This window comes from Streptomyces viridochromogenes (assembly GCF_001270495.1).
Classification (GTDB): domain Bacteria; phylum Actinomycetota; class Actinomycetes; order Streptomycetales; family Streptomycetaceae; genus Streptomyces; species Streptomyces viridochromogenes_A.
Genome location: NZ_LGUR01000151.1, coordinates 125,582 through 142,218 on the forward strand (window position 1 = coordinate 125,582; position 16,637 = coordinate 142,218).

Annotated in this window: 15 protein-coding genes and 1 tRNA gene; 5 read left to right on the plus strand and 11 right to left on the minus strand. The window is 71.9% G+C overall.

The features are described 5' to 3' along the window. Nucleotides 1-99: 99 nt before the first annotated feature. The 3 genes from ADK36_RS46280 to ADK36_RS16385 form a co-directional block, all read right to left on the minus strand. Nucleotides 100-318, minus strand: a complete 219-nt coding sequence (locus ADK36_RS46280; protein WP_078916298.1) for an FmdB family zinc ribbon protein — start codon at nt 316-318, stop codon at nt 100-102. Nucleotides 319-336: 18 nt separating this feature from the next. Beyond that, a complete protein-coding gene (locus tag ADK36_RS16380; RefSeq protein WP_234329782.1) occupies nt 337-1,821 on the minus strand; it encodes a hypothetical protein in 1,485 nt (494 codons plus the stop codon). 73 nt (nt 1,822-1,894) lie between these two features. After that, on the minus strand, nt 1,895-2,668 hold the full coding sequence (locus tag ADK36_RS16385) for a DUF4097 family beta strand repeat-containing protein (RefSeq protein ID WP_053198047.1): 774 nt from the start codon (nt 2,666-2,668) through the stop codon (nt 1,895-1,897). Nucleotides 2,669-2,894: 226 nt separating this feature from the next. Here ADK36_RS16385 and ADK36_RS16390 point away from each other — a divergent pair. After that, nucleotides 2,895-2,966 (plus strand) — tRNA-Val (locus ADK36_RS16390). Between the two features lie 46 nt (nt 2,967-3,012). Here the strand turns inward: ADK36_RS16390 and ADK36_RS16395 are convergent. Both ADK36_RS16395 and ADK36_RS16400 read right to left on the minus strand, forming a co-directional pair. After that, nucleotides 3,013-3,360 (minus strand): hypothetical protein, encoded by a 348-nt coding sequence (locus ADK36_RS16395; RefSeq protein WP_048582325.1) that lies wholly within the window; start codon nt 3,358-3,360, stop codon nt 3,013-3,015. 117 nt (nt 3,361-3,477) lie between these two features. Beyond that, nucleotides 3,478-4,398, minus strand: coding sequence for a ketopantoate reductase family protein (locus ADK36_RS16400; protein WP_053198061.1), 921 nt, complete (start codon nt 4,396-4,398; stop codon nt 3,478-3,480). Nucleotides 4,399-4,488: 90 nt separating this feature from the next. On the opposite strand from ADK36_RS16400, the gene ADK36_RS16405 reads away from it, so the two are divergent. Next, the gene (locus ADK36_RS16405) at nt 4,489-4,722 is read left to right on the plus strand and encodes a DUF2277 domain-containing protein (RefSeq protein WP_048582324.1); all 234 of its coding nucleotides are present in this window, start codon (nt 4,489-4,491) and stop codon (nt 4,720-4,722) included. A 240-nt stretch (nt 4,723-4,962) separates the two neighbouring features. On the opposite strand, the gene ADK36_RS16410 is transcribed toward ADK36_RS16405, so the two are convergent. The 5 genes from ADK36_RS16410 to ADK36_RS16430 form a co-directional block, all read right to left on the minus strand. Then, entirely contained in the window at nt 4,963-5,562 is a 600-nt protein-coding gene (locus ADK36_RS16410) for a DedA family protein (protein WP_053198063.1), read from the minus strand. Nucleotides 5,563-5,849: 287 nt separating this feature from the next. Beyond that, on the minus strand, nt 5,850-6,287 hold the full coding sequence (locus ADK36_RS16415) for a DoxX family protein (protein ID WP_048582323.1): 438 nt from the start codon (nt 6,285-6,287) through the stop codon (nt 5,850-5,852). A gap of 93 nt (nt 6,288-6,380) precedes the next feature. After that, nucleotides 6,381-8,360 carry an FAD/NAD(P)-binding protein gene (locus tag ADK36_RS16420; protein WP_053198049.1) on the minus strand — a complete coding sequence of 660 codons (1,980 nt, stop codon included), beginning with the start codon at nt 8,358-8,360 and terminating at the stop codon, nt 6,381-6,383. A gap of 363 nt (nt 8,361-8,723) precedes the next feature. Further along, nucleotides 8,724-10,430, minus strand: a complete 1,707-nt coding sequence (locus ADK36_RS16425; protein ID WP_053198051.1) for an alkaline phosphatase D family protein — start codon at nt 10,428-10,430, stop codon at nt 8,724-8,726. Nucleotides 10,431-10,550: 120 nt separating this feature from the next. Then, nucleotides 10,551-11,195: an HNH endonuclease family protein gene (locus tag ADK36_RS16430; protein ID WP_048582320.1), complete on the minus strand. Its 645-nt coding sequence runs from the start codon at nt 11,193-11,195 to the stop codon at nt 10,551-10,553. A gap of 408 nt (nt 11,196-11,603) precedes the next feature. Between ADK36_RS16430 and ADK36_RS16435 the strand changes: the two genes are divergently transcribed. Together ADK36_RS16435 and ADK36_RS16440 are read left to right on the plus strand one after the other, a co-directional pair. Continuing rightward, entirely contained in the window at nt 11,604-12,185 is a 582-nt protein-coding gene (locus tag ADK36_RS16435) for a TMEM165/GDT1 family protein (RefSeq protein ID WP_048582319.1), read from the plus strand. Between the two features lie 239 nt (nt 12,186-12,424). Beyond that, nucleotides 12,425-13,087 carry an HAD family hydrolase gene (locus ADK36_RS16440; RefSeq protein ID WP_048582318.1) on the plus strand — a complete coding sequence of 221 codons (663 nt, stop codon included), beginning with the start codon at nt 12,425-12,427 and terminating at the stop codon, nt 13,085-13,087. A 243-nt stretch (nt 13,088-13,330) separates the two neighbouring features. On the opposite strand, the gene ADK36_RS16445 is transcribed toward ADK36_RS16440, so the two are convergent. After that, the gene (locus ADK36_RS16445) at nt 13,331-14,371 is read right to left on the minus strand and encodes a peptidoglycan-binding domain-containing protein (protein ID WP_078916292.1); all 1,041 of its coding nucleotides are present in this window, start codon (nt 14,369-14,371) and stop codon (nt 13,331-13,333) included. A gap of 159 nt (nt 14,372-14,530) precedes the next feature. Here ADK36_RS16445 and ADK36_RS16450 point away from each other — a divergent pair, with 159 nt between their 5' ends. Next, on the plus strand, nt 14,531-16,588 hold the full coding sequence (locus tag ADK36_RS16450; protein ID WP_053198053.1) for an MDR family MFS transporter: 2,058 nt from the start codon (nt 14,531-14,533) through the stop codon (nt 16,586-16,588). Nucleotides 16,589-16,637 lie beyond the last annotated feature (49 nt).

A 16,637-nucleotide genomic window follows, 5' to 3' on the forward strand; every position in this document is an offset into this window, starting at 1 on the left:
GAAGCGCCTTTAGGGGCGCGGGGCTGCATTGAATGTGCGGCTCCGCCGCGTGGGTGCTACAAGCCCCCACGCACCCGTAGACAACAACGCACGCACTACCTAGCCGCAACACCCTCCACCACAGCACCCGCCCCCGCCGCCGGCAGGCTTCGGCGCCGCGGGGGCGCTGGCCGTGCCGCCCACCGCGACCGTCGACAGCAGCTTCACCGTGTCGTCATGCCCCGCAGGGCACGCGGCGGGGGCGGACGACTCCGCCATCGGCCGGCTCAGTTCGAACGTGTCGCCGCAGCTGCGGCAGCGGTACTCATAGCGAGGCATGCGCACAGATTAGCCCGGTCAGTGACCGCCGCCGCGCTCCTCGCGGATCTGCGCGACCACCCGGGCCACTGTCTGCCGCACCGCCTCCGTCTCGGTCAGGAAGTGCCAGTAGTCCGGGTGGCGGCCCTCCAGCGTGCCGATCGCCCGCTCCAGCCGGGCCACGGAGTCGTCCAGGGGGCGCGCGTGCCGCGGGTCGGGTGTGTTGCGGCCCGCCATGGCCAGCCGCTGGGCGTCCCGGATCGCGAAGCGGGTCCGGTCGATCTCCTGCTGCGGATCCTTCTGCACGGCGTTCAGCCGGCGCAGCCGGTCACCGGCGGCGGACACCGACTCGTCGGTGCTGTTCAGCAGCGCCCGCACGGTCGACAGCAGCGCGGTGGCGTCCGGCCAGCGCTGCTCGTCGCGCGCCGCCTGCGCCTCCTTCAGCTTCAGCTCGGCCTGCCGTACGTTCTCCGCGGCCCCGTCCGGGACGTTCTGCAGATCCTGCCAGCAGGCCACCGTGAACCGCCGCCGCAGCTCACTCAGCACCGGCTCGACCTGCCCGGCACGCGTGGTGAGCGCCTGCGCGCGCGTACGCAGCGAGACCAGCCGGTGATCGATCTCGGCGGCCTTCTCCGGCAGCCGCCCGGCCTCCACCCGGACCGCTTCCGCCTCCCGCGCGACCCGCTCGGCGCGCTCCAGCGTCTGCGGTACGCCATGCTGACCGGCGCCCTGGTTGAGCTTGGTCAGCTCCGGGGCGAGGGCCGCGAGCCGCGCCGCGAGGTCGTCCGCCGTCAGCCCTGATTCCCGTACGGCATCCAGGGCGTTGGAGGCGGCGAGCAGGCCCTGCCGGGCGCGCTCCACGGCCGGGGCGAGGCGGGCCAGCTGGGTCTCGGCCTTGCCGAGCAGCGGCCCCAGCCCGGCCGCGAACCGGTCCAGTTCCTGCTTGACGCGCCCCAGCTCGTCCTTGGCCTTCGTCAGCTCCGTACGGGCGCCGGCGGCGGCCGAGGCCTCCAGGTCGTCGCGGTCGAGGTCGTGGGCGTCGACGGCGGTGATGTACTGGTGGCTAGCCTCGTCGATCCGCCGCCCGAGCGCGTCGAAGTCGGTGATCGCCCGGTGGGCGGCCGGGGAGTCGTCGACGGCCGCGATCGTCTCGATCGAGATCCGCAGATCCCGCTGGGCGGTGTCCAGCTCGTAGAACGCGGCCGCCGCGGCGTCCTTCGCGGCCTGTGCCTCGGCCCGCTGGCTCTCGGCCCGACCGCCGAACCAGCGCCGGGTACCGCCGCCGGCGAACGCGGCGGGCAGGGCGAGGGCGGCGACGAGGGGGAGGGCGACCAGGGTGAGGGTGTCGCGGAGGGCGCGGCGCGTGCCGTACGGGGTGCCGCGGACGATGCCGTATGGGGCGCTGCGGGGGATGCGGACCGTGTCGCCGGGGACGCGACGCACGAGCTGCGGGACGTCCCGGTCGGGGTGCCCCTGCGCGCCCGGCACTGACGGCGAGTTCGGCTGCGGAGGTGTCGCCGTCACATCCCTCTCCCGTGCTGTCATTCACCCTGCCCGGTTCATTCTCCCACCGGTTTAGGACGAACACACGGGCCGGTTAGTTCGCGGTTCGCACCGTGACTTTTCCGTCGCCGGTCTGGGCGGAGACCACATGGGAGCTGATGTCGTCCCGCGGCACGGACACATCCACCGAGCCGTCGCCGGTCCTGGTCGTCACGCGATACGTCGCCCGCGGCAGCTCGATCGTCACCGAACCGTCGCCGCTGCGGGTCTCCACCAGGTCCGGCACGGTGCCCAGTTCGAGCCGGACCGAGCCGTCACCGGTCCGCGCCCTCACCTTGCGCGAGGAGACGTCGGAGACCCGCACGGAACCGTCGCCCGTCCGCAGATCCAGCGGCCCGCTGGAGTCGGTGACATGCACGGACCCGTCCCCCGTACGAATGCTGAGCGCGTCCTCGAACCCCCACGCCCGCACGCTTCCGTCCCCGTCCTCGACCTTCACGGTGACGCCGCGCGGCACCTCGATGCGGTGCTTGGCCGAACAGTTGGCGATCATGCCCGAGCACTTCTCCCGCAGCACCAGCCGGTCGTCCTTCATCGCCCAGGTCACCTTGGGATCCGAGCCGATCGCGACCGACCCCTGGAACCACCGGGTGACCTCGACCGCGCCGGTCTTGTGGGCGTCCGCGGCGACGATCTCCAGCGCCGAGTCGTCGGAGTCGACGGTCAGGGTCCGCCCCTCCAGAGCGAAGGTCCGGTGCTCGGGATCCTTGTCGTCCCCGGCGGAGGCCCCGCAGGCGGCGAGACCCGCGACGAGCACCACGACGGCCCCGGCAACGGCGGTGGCGCGGACGGGAACGGTACGGGTCATGACGATCTCCCCCTGAGACTTCCCTGAGGCTCCCTGAGACCGGCCTTGACGCCCCAGGACTGCGATGGTGCTTCGACCCTACGGACCACGCGCCCGCCACGGGATCCGGGCCGCTCCCGGATCCGTGGTGGGGTTAACCCCAGGAGTTCCCCGGACATCCCGGACCGTCCGCGATACGGGTTTGCGGGGCATGGCCCCTGGCAAGGTAGGCTGTCGACTCATTCACGGGTGCGTAGCTCAGGGGTAGAGCGCCTGCCTTACAAGCAGGATGTCGGCGGTTCGAAACCGTCCGCGCCCACAGCAGCAGAGGACCCCGCCGTTCGCGGTCGGGGTCCTCTGCGTTTTCAGCTCTCCCGGGGCGTCGGCGCCGCCTCGTGGGCGTGCTTCAGCCTGGTGCGGGCGTCCACCCGCTCCGCCCCGGCGAGTTCCGACCAGAAGCGGTGGCCGCTGATGAAGACCGCGAGCTCGTGCTCGCGCTGCCGGAGCTTCTCCACCTCGGCCTGTTCGTCCTCCGTCCAGCCGGGGGAGGCGGGGCGCTCGACCTTGCGCCAGCCGTTGTCGTCGCTGAAGGCGTCCAGGGGTACGACCGACCAGGGGAGCCGCTTCAACAGGGCCGACAGCTCGGCCCGGACCTGATGCAGCTCCTCCTGACCGGCGAGGAGGTCACTCGGAAAGTCATAGGGCGTAGCCACGACCCAATGCTACGCCTGTTCGATTTTGGGTTGCGAGTGTCTTCGGGTGGTTCATACGTACGAGTGTGTGGGCGGATGATCGATGGGCCCGGGTCGCCCGGACTCGAGGGCGGCCGGTCAGTGGCCGGCTTCCCTCAACTCCCCTACCAGGCCGGCCGTTACCGGCACCGGGACCCCGTGGCGCTCCGCCGCGCGCAGCAACGCGCCGCCGATGGCGTCCAGTTCGAGGGGGCGGCCCGCCTCCGCGTCGCGCTGCATCGACGACTTCGTACCCGGCGGGAAGGCGTCGTAGCGGGCGAGGGCCTGGGCCGGGTCGGCGGGGCCGCCGCAGGCGCGGCTGACGGCCGCCGTCTCCTCGACGAGGGACGTCAACTCCTCGCGGTGGCGCGTGCGTACGTCGCCGAGCGGGAGGGCGTGGCGGGTGGTCAGCAGGGCGAAGGGGGCCAGGAAGGACATCTTCGCCCAGAGGGCCGCCGTCTCGTCGGTGAGGACGCGGGTGGTGGGGCCGGCCGTGTCGAGGGCTTGCGCCAGGGCGTCGAGCCGGTCGCGGGGGACCCCGTCGCCGGTGAGGTCGATCTCGGCGAAGGGGCTGGTGTGCTCGATCCGCCCCGGGGCGACGCGGGTCGACTCGACGCGGATGACGGCGGGGGCGACTCGGTCCGGGCGGTAGCGGGCGCGCAGGGTCTCCGGGTGTTCCACGCCGTTCAGGAAGGGGACGACCAGGGCGTCGCCGAGCGCGGTGGGCGGGACGCGGGTCAGGGCCGCGTCGAGGGTGGTGGCCTTGACCGCGATCAGACAGGCGTCGACCGGTTCACGCAGCTCGGTGTCCGCCTCGACCTCGGCCGTGAAGTCCCCGAAGCGGGCGCTGCGGACCTGGATCCCGGTCGTGCGCAGGGCCCCGGCCGTCTCGTCGCCGGCCAGGCAGATCACGCGGTGACCGGCCCTGGACAGGAGCGCGGCGAGCAGACCGCCTATGCCGCCCGGGCCCAGTACCGCCACGGTGAGTCGGTCGTTCGCCGTCGCGCGTTGCGTGTTCATGCGATTCCTCTCGTCGGTCGGCCCCTCGACGGTGGCCGCCTCTGAGGTGATCATGGCAGACAGGCCCCTCCCCGAGGGAGACTGTTGGACATGTGCCGCAGCATCAAGACACTTCGTCCGCCCGCGTTGCCCGAAGAGGCGACCGAGGAAGAGATCCGGGCCGCCGCCCTCCAGTACGTGCGCAAGGTCTCCGGCTTCCGGGCCCCGGCCGCCCACAACCGGGAGGTCTTCGACCGCGCCGTCGACATGATCGCGGAGGCCACGGCCGACCTGCTCGACGGCCTGGAGGTGCGAGGGGCCGCGGTGGCCCGCGAGGCCGGGTAGCGCACGGGACGGATACAGGGTCGGGCCGGTGGGGCCGGGCCGTAGGCCGACGGGTGCGCCGCCGTACGGGGTCGCGCCGCCGTACGGGGTCGCGCGGCGCGTCTGCGCGGGCTGGGGCACCCGGCATGCCGCGATGATCACGGGCCTGCCCTGCGACGGCCACATCCAGGGCCGGAGCGTCCGCCACCCGCCACCGAAGCAGGCGCCCACGCCCACTCCCCGGCAAGTGAAGCGGAGCGCCTACGCCGGCTTCCGGCGCATCAGATACGTCGCCGCCGCGCCCGCCGCGAACAGTGCCCCCACCGAGACCGCCGTCGCGATCCACGTCGCGCCCAGCCACTGGGCGCCGAAGTAGCCGAGGGCCACGCTGAACGTGGCCCAGGTCAGGCCGGCCAGGGCGGACCAGGGGAGGAAGTCGCGGGCGCTGCGGTGGGTGGCGCCGGCGCTCAGGGAGACCACCGAGCGGCCTGCGGGGGCGAAGCGGGCCAGGACCACCAGGGCGCCGCCGCCTCGGGCGAGGGCCGTGCCGAGACGTTCCTGCGCTGATGTGAGGCGGCGGGAGCGGGCGATCGCGCGGTCCAGTCGTTCGCCGCCGCGCCAGGCGAGGCGGTAGGCGACCAGGTCGCCCAGGACGGAGGCCGTCGCGGCGCAGAGCGTCAGGGCCAGGATGTCCGGGACCTCACCGGGGACCTGTCCGGTCGCGGCACCCGAGCCCGCGGCCGCCGCCGTCGCGGCCGTGATCACCAGGACGCCGCTGGGCAGTACGGGGACGAACACGTCGAGCAGGACCGACAGCCCCACCACCACATAGATCCATGGGGCCGCCGTAAGCGAACCCATGTCCTCGAGACCGTCGAGCACCGCAACTCCCCGTTTACCCCCGTGGCCGGACTGTGCCGTGCCGCGACGTCGCGGGGGAGCGGCAGATGCGGCCTGTGACAGCCATACAGCGTACGCCTGGGGTGTGACAGGAGATTCGTCGGGGGCTCGTGTGATCGGCACAGCATCTTCACCCCGGCCGCAGCCCGGGCGTACCCGGCCGCAGTCCGGTCGTAGAGGAGAAACGGCGCCCGTACCCGCGTGAGCCCCGCGGGTACAGGCGCCGTCGTTCAGGGGCGGTGCGGCCGTCAGGCGGCCACCGGCGTCTGGTCGGCCGCCGTCCGGCCCTGCGCCTCGGAGCGCTTGGCGAACAGCCGGTCCAGGCCGAACGCGCCGGAGCCCGTGAAGATCAGCAGGAACATGGCCCAGCAGTACATGGCGGCACCTTCACCGCTGTTCTCGATGGGCCACAGCGCCTGCGGCTGGTGGACCTTGAAGTACGCGTACGCCATGGCGCCGGAGGAGACGAATGCCGCGGCGCGGGTGCCGAGGCCGAGCAGGACCAGGCTGCCGCCGACGAGTTCGATCACGGCGGCGTACCAGCCGGGCCAGCTGCCGGCCGCGGCGGTCTGGCCTCCGAAGGCGCCGAAGAGCGAGCTGACGCCGTGGCACGCGAAGAGCAGGCCGACGACGATGCGGAACAGGCCGATGGCGTACGGCTGGGCGCTGTTAAGGCGTCCGGTCATGTGGGGACTCCCTCGGTCTGAGGTACCGGTCCCTGTAGGGAAAGGAACGGCGTGGGGATGGATACTGAGCGGTAGTCCACACGTTAGGTAGCCCTAATCAACCCTTGCAAGTTCAACATTCGGCCACACTTCAGCCTCGGAATCCCCACGCGCCCCGGTAATGACCGCACGTAGCGCCGCTCTCGCCACCGCATCCGCATCCGAAAGAGTGACCGAATCCACACCCGGTCGAGCCCCGGCCGCTGTCACCCAGTGCACACCCTCCGTAGGCACCCCGAACGCGAACCGCCTTGCGTGCGCCTGCCCCTGACGGTCGATCAGGCGGTACGGCCGCTGTGTTACGTCCACCCCTCCCGTTTCATGACCGTCGACGACGTGCGGACGGCACTGCCCGGTCTTCAGCAGCCGGGCCAGCAGGTGGTCGGCGCTCCGGCGCAGGTCGGGTTCCGGCAGGCGCGCCTCGACGAGAGCGGTCGCCCGCACCGCCGAGCCCGGCACCTCCGGCGAGTGCGCCACCCACGCCCCTTCCTCCTCCCGCACCTCCAGCCGGGGTCCGAGCACATCCACCACGCCCGCCTCCACCAGTGCCACCAGCTCCTCCACGCGGCGCCGGGGCGGGCCGATGGACAGGAAGGCGTTGAGCGGGGTGTACCAGCGGTCCAGGTGGTCCCGGCGTGAGGTGCCGGTGAGGCCGCCGTGGTCGACGATCAGGCGGAGTTCGTTGCGCAGGTCGCGCAGCACGTCGAGGGCGGCCTTCAGTGGGCCGTGCAGATTGCCCCGGGCGGCCTGCGCGGCGTCCTCGCGCAGATACGCCAGCAGCCAGTCGCGCCACTGCCCGGGATCCGCGAACTCGCGTCCCTTGTACGGCCGGGAGATCCGGTCCCAGCTCCAGCGCTCACGCTCCGGTACGCCGAACTCCGCCAGCAGGTCCGCCTCCCGGGGGTCACGGTGGGGGACCGCGAGGAAGCGTTCGACGAACTCCGGGAGGTCCGGGAACTCCGGCCGCCGAGTCCCCGGTGCGGGCGGCACCGGCGACATCGGTGGCGTGAGCGGCATGAGCGGTATCAGCGCCGCGTAGTACACCGTCTCCACCTCCTTCGCCACCAGCGGCCATATCTCCGCCAGGAAGTCCGGCGCCTCGCCCGAGTCCGCGCGCTTGCGGAAACCGGCGATGACCTCGGGCGTCAGGACGAGCGGGAGATGGCGGCCGTACGGCCCCTTCGCGTTGTCGCCGCGCGCCTGGTACGGGATGCCGCGTCGCGAACCGGCGTACAGGCGGGGCTCGTTGCCGGAGGGGAGGTACCGCAGGCCCCGGCCGCCCTCGGTCCGGACGAAACGGCCGCCGCGGCCCGTCGTCAACAGGGCCGTGTGATCGAAGAAGTTGAGGCCCAGGCCGCGCAACAGCACCGGTTCGCCGGGGGACAGGGAGGACAGGTCGACGTCTGCCGGGTTCGCGGGCGCCACATAGCGCAGACCGTGGCGCTCGGCGTACGACGCGAGGCGGCGCTGTGTCGCGTCGCCGGCCGTCGGCAGATGTCCCTGTGCCAACACCACGGCCGTCAGGCCGGGCAGGACACGGCCGTCGTCGAGGGTGAGGACCTGGCTGCCGTCGGACGCGTCGTCGAGCCGTACCGCGCGGGCCGCGTACGTCTCGACGCGCACGGCGGGCGGCGCCGCACTCACGACCTGCGCGAACACCCACTCCAGGTACCGGCCGTAGTGGGCACGGGTCGGGTATTCGTCCGGGCCCAGCTCACCGGCTGCCCAGTCGTACAGGCTGGGGCCGGGCCGGATCGGGCCCGAGCAGTCCACGCTGTCGTCGGTGAACAGCGTGACCTGCGAGGCCACCGTGTTCATCAGCAGCTCGGGTGACTGCGCGGTCCGCCACACGCGCCCGGGACCGGGCGGGGCCGGGTCGATGACGTGGACCGTGAGGCGCGTCCCGGGTGGGAGGAGTTCGGGAGCGGAGGCACAGAGGCGTTCCAGGACGCTGGTGCCGCGGGGGCCGGCGCCGACCAGGGCGAGGGAGACCGTGGGGGGCTCCGGGGTCGGTGCGGAGGTCGGTGCGGTCAAGGGGGTGACTCCCGGGCGTGTGGGGCGCGTTTGGAGCGAACCGCCGGGCGGAAGCGGACGGTCCGGCTCATCATGCCGCCGGGAGCAGGGCGAACCGGGCACTGGGGCAGGTGAGTGTGGGATGCATCACGTGCATCCCACACGCCGCGGTGGGTTCGGGGGGCGTTCGGTGCGATGGCGGCTGCGGGTCGTGGTGGGTTGCTCGCGCCCACGCGGCGGTAGCCGCAATTGAACACAGGCCCGCGCCCCTGAGGGACGTTCACTGCACGTGCCTTCAGGGGCGCGGGGAACTGCGCGACCAGCCCCCACTCACCCGCGGCCGCCATCGCGCCGAACGCCCCGAGCTCACAGGCGAACCGCCACTCACGGCGAGAGTTCCGACTCCGCCACCGTCCTCAACCGCGCCCCACCCCCACGAACCTCCTGCGCCTGCTCCAGCCGCAGCCGCGCCGACCGCCCCCGCAGCGTCAGCGTCATCAGCTGGTTGCCGAACCACGGCCCGCCCGTCCGGCGCCAGTCGATCGGCGGCACGGGACAGCCCCCGTGCCCGGCGAACCTGCGGCCCAGCCGGCGCGCCACCGCACTCCAGCCGAAGCGGAAGCCGAGGCGGATCGCCAGGTGGATGGCGTTGTGGACCGGGGAGCAGGTCAGCTGGAAGACACGGGCGTCGGGACCCTCGCCGGCCGGCCAGGTCGGCTCGGCCACATACGCGTGATGCACGTCCCCCGACAGCACGCACACCGTCGCCGGCGCCTGAGCCCCCGACCCGACCTCGGCGATCAACTCCGCCAGCGCGTCGAAGGACTCCGGGAACGCCGCCCAGTGCTCCAGATCGGCCCGCCGCCGCAGATCCTCGCCGAACCGCGCCCAGCGCTCCCCGCGCTCGCCCCGGCACAGGGCCGCGTTCCACGCCTCGGCGTCGTGCACCAGGTGCGGCAGCAGCCACGGCAGGGACGTACCGATGAGGAGGTGGTCGTACGAGCCGCGCGCGTCCAGCGCCTGCTCGCGCAGCCAGCGCGCCTCGCCCGGGTGGAGCATCGAGCGCGCGCCCTCGTCGAGCACGCGCGCCGCCCGTGTGTCCACCATCAGCAGCCGTACGCGGCCGAAGTCGCGCCGGTAGCTCCAGCGGAATCCAGAAGGGTCCGGCGCGCAGCGCCGTAGTTGAGGGGCGGTGGTCGGGTGACGGGTGGGCGGGTCGGCGTCCGCCTCGCAGACGAAGGAGCGCAACAGGTCGGTGCCGTCGGGGAGTTCGCGTACGGCGGCGTAGAGCGGGTCGGCGGCCAGCTCGTGCGGCGGCAGGTTGCCGAGGTGCTGGTGCACCCAGTACGACATCAGTCCGCTCAGCAGCCGCTCGCGCCACCACGGGGTGGCCCGCATGTCGGCGAGCCAGGCGGCGGAGGTGTTCCAGTCGTCGATGACGTCGTGGTCGTCGAAGATCATGCAGCTCGGCACGGTGGAGAGCAGCCAGCGCACCTCGGGGTCGAGCCAGGACTCGTAGTAGAGGCGGGTGTACTCCTCGTAGTCAGCCACCTCGTCGCCCGGCGGCTCGCTCAGATCGCGGCGGGCGGCCAGCCAGCGCCTGGTCGCCTTGGAGGTCTCGTCGGCGTACACCTGGTCGCCCAGCAGGACCAGCACGTCGGGCCGTTCGCCCTCCGGGTCGGCCGCTATCCGGGCGGCCAGCGTGTCCAGGGCGTCCGGGCCGACCGGGTCCTTCTCACCGGCGGGCGGCGCGGCCCAGCGGCAGGAGCCGAAGGCGAGGCGGACGGGGGCGCCCGCGGGGTCGCCCTCGGCGGGGGTGCGGATGACGGAGGGCGGGAACGGGGTGTCGGGCAGCGGCCACACGCGCGTGCCGTCGAGGAGGACCTCGTACGCCTCCGAGGACCCCGGGGTCAGGCCGCTCACCGGGACCAGGGCGTAGTGATGGCCCGCGATCTGGAACGTCCGGGACGTGCCCTGGGCGCCGGCCGCGCCGCGCACCTCGGCGGTGCACGGACGGCTCGCCTCGACCCAGACGGTCGCGGACGAGCCGTCGGCGTACCTCAGCAGTGGTCCCAGGCGCAGTTCCGCCACGTGATCGCCCTCCTCCGTCGCCCCGTACGGTACGGAACGACGGAGGTGAGCGGGGAGGTTCCGCAGGTCACGGTTTGCCGAACTCCGTCAGCGCCTCGTGAGTACCGCGTGAGTGCCCCGTCAGCAGCTCGCGAGGTAGTTCGTGAGGGCGGACTTCTCCGCCGAGTCGACCGAGAGGTCGTAGTAGTACTTCACCTGGACCCAGGCGCGGACGTAGGTGCAGCGGTAGGCCGTGCGTGACGGCATCCAGGTGGCCGGGTCCTGGTCGCCCTTGGCCTGGTTGACGTTGTCGGTTACGGCGATCAGCTGCGGGCGGGTCAGGTCGTTGGCGAACGACTGGCGCCGGGAGGTGGTCCAGCTGTCGGCGCCGGAGTCCCATGCCTCGGCCAGCGGGACGAGGTGGTCGATGTCGAGGTCGGAGGCGGCGGTCCAGGTGGCGCCGTCGTAGACGGAGTACCAGCTGCCGCTGGTGGCGGCGCAGGCGGAGTCCTGGACGACGTTCGTGCCGTCGCGCTTGAGGACGACCTCGCGGGTGTTGCAGGCGCCGGACTGGGTGATCCAGTGCGGGAAGAGGTCCCGGTCGTAGCCGGTGCGGTCCTCGGTGGCCACGGTGAGCGAGGCGAGGTAGGTGCGGGCGGTGGCGGCGCTGACGGGGGTGGGGAGCGCCGCGGAGGCGGTCGGGGCGTTGAAGAGCGCGACGGAGGCTATGAGGCCGCTGAGGGCCGCGAGTATGCTGACCCGTCGACGCGCGTAGAACTTCGACATGCGAACTCCCTTGGGAGGTGGGGGTGTTGGCGTGCGAGCGAAGGAATGTTCGCGGCGCCGTGTTGCGGGGAGGTGTGCGTCGGGTAAGAAGCTAATGACGCGCTCATGACACGACAAGGTTGAGGGCGTGACTTTCTTCCTGTGAGTCGGTCGGGGGAGTCCCGTACGATGGGTCGTGCAGAAGGGGAGTAGCTCTTCGCCGGACCGTCGACATACTGCTCAGCTCGTCTGAGCCGGCGCCCGGAGGCGGACCTCGTTCACGGGGTCGGCCAGCGAGACCTTCGGCAAGCAGTGCACGCCCGTGCCGCCTGGTGCGGGTGCCTACGTGTGCTGCCGTGCCGAGGTGTCGCAGCGCAGTCGCAGTGCAGCATCGCTCTCGGTGGGGCAGCCCCGACCGATTGAGGAACCTTGATCAGCTTCACCGTGACGGCCGTCGTCTTCGGCGTCGTCTTCCTCGCCGAACTGCCCGACAAGACCGCGCTCGCCGGGCTCGTCCTCGGCACGCGCTATCGCGCCTCCTACGTCTTCGCCGGCGTCGCCGCCGCGTTCGCGGTGCATGTCGCGCTCGCCGTGGCGGCCGGCAGCGTACTGACGCTGTTGCCGCAGCAGATCGTGCACGCGGTGACGGGCGTGCTCTTCCTGGGTGGCGCGGCGGTGCTGCTCATGAAGAAGGACGAGGACGAGGAGGAGATCCGCAAGCCGGAGAACCAGTCCTTCTGGAAGGTGTCCGGGGCCGGCTTCATGCTCATCCTGGTCGCCGAGTTCGGGGATCTGACGCAGATCATGACGGCGAATCTCGCGGCGCGCTACGACGATCCGCTGTCGGTCGGGCTCGGTGCGGTGCTGGCGCTGTGGGCGGTGGCGGGGCTCGGGATCGTCGGTGGGAAGGCGCTGATGCGGCGGGTGCCGTTGCGGCTGATCACCAAGGTGGCGGCGTTGCTGATGCTCGGGCTGGGTGTGTGGAGCCTTTGGGAGGCGGTCGCCGGGTGACGTGAGCCGGATGCGTGAGCCGGATGCGTGAGCCGGGTGCGTGAGCCTGTTGTGTGAGATCGGTGCGAGCTGAACTCTCGGTGAACGGTTTCCGGAGGCGGTGGCGCGATCGGGATCGGTTTTGTACCGTGGGGGAACAAAGTGGCTCCCGCCCGTTTTCCCTGACCGGCGGGCGGGACCACCTTGTCCCTCCCGGGGGCCACCCCTGTACCCCCGCGCCCCTCGCCCTGGAGCTGCCGATGCCGGCCACGCCCGCTGTCCTCACCGCCCGTGCCCTGCTGCTCGACATGGACGGCACCCTCGTCAACTCGGACGCCGTCGTGGAACGGATCTGGCGTCGCTGGGCCGAGCGGCACGGGCTGGACGGGGACGAGGTGATGAAGGTCGTGCACGGGCGGCAGGGGTACGCCTCGATGGCCCTGCTGCTGCCCGACCGGCCGATGGAGCAGAACCACGCGGACAACGCGCGCATGCTCGCCGAGGAGACGGCGGATGTGGCGGGCGTCGTACCGATTCCGGGGGCGCCGGAGTTTCTGGCCTCGCTGGACGGGCTGCCGCATGCGCTGGTGACGTCGGCCGACGTTGCGCTGTCCACGGCGCGGATGGCTGCCGCCGGGCTGGGGCTGCCGGATGTGCGGGTGACCGCGGAGTCGGTGGGCGCGAGCAAGCCGGACCCGGAGGGGTTTCTGAAGGGGGCGGCCGAGCTGGGGGTCGCGCCGGAGGACTGTGTGGTCTTCGAGGACTCGGCGGCCGGGATCCAGGCGGGGCGCTCCGCGGGGATGCGGGTTGTGGGGGTCGGGGCGCGGGCCGGTTTTCATGGGCCGGATGTGGCGGTGGCGGACTTGCGGCAGGTGCGGGTCGAGGGTGTGGCGGGTGGCGGGATTCGGGTGGTTGTCGCCTAAGGGGCTGGGGGTGCTGGTTCGTGGGCGGCTGCGGGTCGTATGTGGCTGGTCGCGCGGTTCCCCGCGGCCCTTTGGGGCGTGAGCAACCCGTCGTTGTCCGTGAACCGGCGCCTTTCGATAAGAGGCCGGGGTGCTGGTTCGGCGGTGACTGCGGGCCGTATGTGGCTGGTCGCGCGGTTCCCCGCGGCCCTTTGGGGCGTGAGCCGCGAATCGGCGCCTTCCGGGCTCTTGGGTGAAAGGGCGTTACGGCTCCGTCGTCTCCGACTCCAGCCGTTCCCGTGTCGACAAGTCGTACACGCCGTACTCCTCCGGCTGCACCCCCCGCGCCCACTGGTACCTGCTCACCGCGTCCTCGACGCCCTCGTTGTAGCTGCCCCTGGCCTCCCTCGTGTAGAGGCCGAGCTGGGTCAGGCGTAGTTCGAGTTCGGTGACCTCGGGGCCCTTGTCGCCGCGTCGGAGGGTGGGGGGCTCGGGATCCCGGGCCGCGGCGGAGACCTCCTGGGAGCCGGCGGCCTCCGCGGTCGAGGGGGCGGCGGTCGTCGGTTCCGTCGAGGGGGACGGGGTCGGCGACGTGCTGGATCGGGACGGGGACGGGGAGGGGGACGCGCTCTCCGCGGGGGGCGGGGACGCCGGGACCGGTGCTGACCGTGTCGCCGTCACCGCGGGAGCGGGAGGCTCCGACGCCTCGCTGGTCGACGGGGCCGGGACGCTCGCCCGTACGTCGTCCGGCAGTGCCGTGTCCCGGGACGGTGCCTCGTACGTGAACAGGCCGCTCGCCAGGCCCGCCGCCGCGATCACGGCCACGAGTGCGCCGCCGGTGCCGAGCAGGACCGTACGGGTGCGGCGGTGACGGGTCGTCCGGTCGGGAGGCGTGTCTCCGGCGTCGTCCTCGGCTGTGTCCGGCAGGAACAGGCTCAGGTCCCGGGCGCTCGGTGTGGAGGGCGGAATCGGCCGTAGCGGCATCGTTTCGTCGCTGCGGGGACCGGCGACAGGGCCGGTACCGGCGTCGGCGCTGTCGCCGTCGGCCTCCAGTTCCACGTATGGCCGTATGCGCAGGGGGTCGAAGTCCTCCGCCGCGGCCGCCTCCGCCGTGCGGGCGTCTCGCAGGGCCTCGGACGCGCGTCGGCCGCAGCCGCATGACGGGGTGTTGTCGGCCCCTCTCGGCGTGCCGCACTCCGGGCAGAGGTGGCCGTTCCCGTTCCGGCCTATCGGGCCTTCTTGGCCTCCTTGGCCGTTCTGGCCCCCTTGGCCTTCCGGACCCTTCGCGGCCGTCCGCTCTGTCACGCCTTCGTCCCTCCCCCTCGCGGACTCCCCAGGTTATGCAGACGTCCCTCACGTCGTCTCCGTAACCCCCGGAAGGGCGGCTTCCAAAGGGGCTCGACAGGCCATAACCGGTCATAGCGATCACGATGGGGGATGTAACGAGACCCTCGGGAGGTCTTCATGGCCGGGGACGCGCAGGGTAGGACGGGACATGTGCGTGACGCGCAGCCCCCGAGGCGGGGAGCCGAGGCGCACGAGAACGTGCCCGGCAACGTCCTCGTCTCCATCGGCGCGCTGCTTCTCGGCATGCTGCTCGCCGCGCTCGACCAGACCATCGTGTCGACCGCTCTGCCGACCATCGTCAGCGACCTCGGCGGCCTGGAGCACCTGTCCTGGGTCGTGACCGCGTATCTGCTGGCGTCCACCGCGGCTACTCCGTTGTGGGGCAAGCTCGGTGACCAGTACGGGCGCAAGCGGCTCTTCCAGATCGCGATCGTGATCTTTCTCGTCGGCTCCGCGCTGTGCGGCATGTCGCAGAACATGGCTCAGCTCATCGCCTTCCGTGCCGTTCAGGGGCTCGGCGGTGGCGGGCTCATGGTGCTGTCCATGGCGATCGTGGGGGATATCGTCTCGCCGCGGGAACGGGGGCGCTATCAGGGGCTGTTCGGTGGAGTGTTCGGCGCGACGAGCGTGCTCGGGCCGTTGCTCGGCGGGGTGTTCACGGAGCATCTGAGCTGGCGGTGGGTGTTCTACGTCAATCTGCCCATCGGGGTTGTCGCCCTGGTCGTCATCGCGGGTGCGCTGCGTATTCCGCGGAAGTCGACGCGGCATGTCATCGACTACCTGGGTACGTTCCTCATCGCATCCGTCGCCACCTGTCTGGTGCTGGTCGCCTCCCTCGGGGGGACCACGTGGGGGTGGGGGTCGGCGCAGATCGTCGGGCTCGCGGTGCTGGGCGTGGTGCTTGCCGGGGCGTTCGTCGGTGTGGAGCGGCGGGCTGCGGAGCCTGTGCTGCCGCTGAAGCTGTTCCGGGTGCGGACCTTCTCGCTGTCCGCTGTCATCAGCTTCATCGTCGGGTTCGCCATGTTCGGCGCGATGACCTATCTGCCGACGTTTCTCCAAGTCGTGCAGGGTGTCAGTCCGACCATGTCCGGTGTGCACATGCTGCCGATGGTCGCAGGCATGCTGCTGGCGTCGACCGGGTCCGGGCAGATCGTCAGCCGTACCGGGCGCTGGAAGGTGTTCCCGGTCGCGGGGACCGGGGTCACCACGCTGGGGTTGCTGTTGCTCCATCAGCTGGAGGCGGACAGCTCCACCTGGGCGATGAGCGTCTACTTCTTCGTGTTCGGGCTGGGGCTCGGCCTGGTCATGCAGGTGCTGGTGCTGATCGTGCAGAACGCCGTCTCGTACGAGGACCTCGGCGTCGCCACCTCCGGGGCCACGTTCTTCCGGTCCATCGGGGCCTCGTTCGGCGTCGCCATCTTCGGCACGATCTTCGCCAACCGGCTCGACGACAAGCTGGTGGAGGCGTTCCGTGGGGTTCGGCTTCCGGCCGGTGTCTCGTTGGCCGGGCTGGAGGCCGATCCGCGGGACATCGCGCGGCTGCCGGGGGAGTTGCGGCCGGCCGCGCTGGACGCGTACGCGTCCTCGATCACGGATGTGTTCCTGTACGCCGCGCCGGTCGCCCTGGTGGGCTTCGTGCTGGCCTGGTTCCTGCGGGAGGACAAGCTGCGGGGCTCTGTGACCGCGCCTGATGTCACCGAGACGCTGGCCAGCAATCCCGTCGAGCGGTCGTCGTACGACGAGGTGTGCCGGGCGTTGTCGGTGCTCGGGACGCGGGAGGGGCGGCGGGAGGTGTACCGGGAGATCACCGAGCGGGCCGGGTACGACCTGTTGCCCGCGGCCAGTTGGCTGCTTCTGCGGATCAAGAAGTACGGCTGGGTGGAGCCGGCGGTGCTCGCCGAGCGGAGTTCCGTGCCGTTGCCGGTGATTCTCGATGCGGCTCGGCAGGTCGAGGTGCGGCGGTTGGCTGTGCGGGAGGGGCTCGATCTGGTGCTGACCGATGGGGGGCGGGAGGTTGCGGAGCGGTTGGCTCGGGTGCGGGAGGCGTCGTTGGGGGAGTTGTTGGGGGACTGGTGGGGGCCGGATCGGCCTACTGATCTGGTGCAGTTGGTGAAGGAGCTGAATGAGGAGTTGTGCGGGTCGGAGCGGGAGCAGCCGGGTGCCTCCGGCGGTTGAGCGGGGGCTGGGGGGTGGGTGCGCGGTCGTGTCTGCGGCGGTGGGTGGG

What these genes read in the sequence shown, in the direction of transcription:
- ADK36_RS46280 (WP_078916298.1), bottom strand. Translation starts at nt 318, where the DNA reads ATGCCTCGCTATGAGTACCGCTGCCGCAGCTGCGGCGACACGTTCGAA.
- ADK36_RS16385 (WP_053198047.1), bottom strand. Translation starts at nt 2,668, where the DNA reads ATGACCCGTACCGTTCCCGTCCGCGCCACCGCCGTTGCCGGGGCCGTC.
- ADK36_RS16400 (WP_053198061.1), bottom strand. Translation starts at nt 4,398, where the DNA reads ATGAACACGCAACGCGCGACGGCGAACGACCGACTCACCGTGGCGGTA.
- ADK36_RS16405 (WP_048582324.1), top strand. Translation starts at nt 4,489, where the DNA reads ATGTGCCGCAGCATCAAGACACTTCGTCCGCCCGCGTTGCCCGAAGAG.
- ADK36_RS16410 (WP_053198063.1), bottom strand. Translation starts at nt 5,562, where the DNA reads ATGGGTTCGCTTACGGCGGCCCCATGGATCTATGTGGTGGTGGGGCTG.
- ADK36_RS16415 (WP_048582323.1), bottom strand. Translation starts at nt 6,287, where the DNA reads ATGACCGGACGCCTTAACAGCGCCCAGCCGTACGCCATCGGCCTGTTC.
- ADK36_RS16430 (WP_048582320.1), bottom strand. Translation starts at nt 11,195, where the DNA reads ATGTCGAAGTTCTACGCGCGTCGACGGGTCAGCATACTCGCGGCCCTC.
- ADK36_RS16440 (WP_048582318.1), top strand. Translation starts at nt 12,425, where the DNA reads ATGCCGGCCACGCCCGCTGTCCTCACCGCCCGTGCCCTGCTGCTCGAC.
- ADK36_RS16450 (WP_053198053.1), top strand. Translation starts at nt 14,531, where the DNA reads ATGGCCGGGGACGCGCAGGGTAGGACGGGACATGTGCGTGACGCGCAG.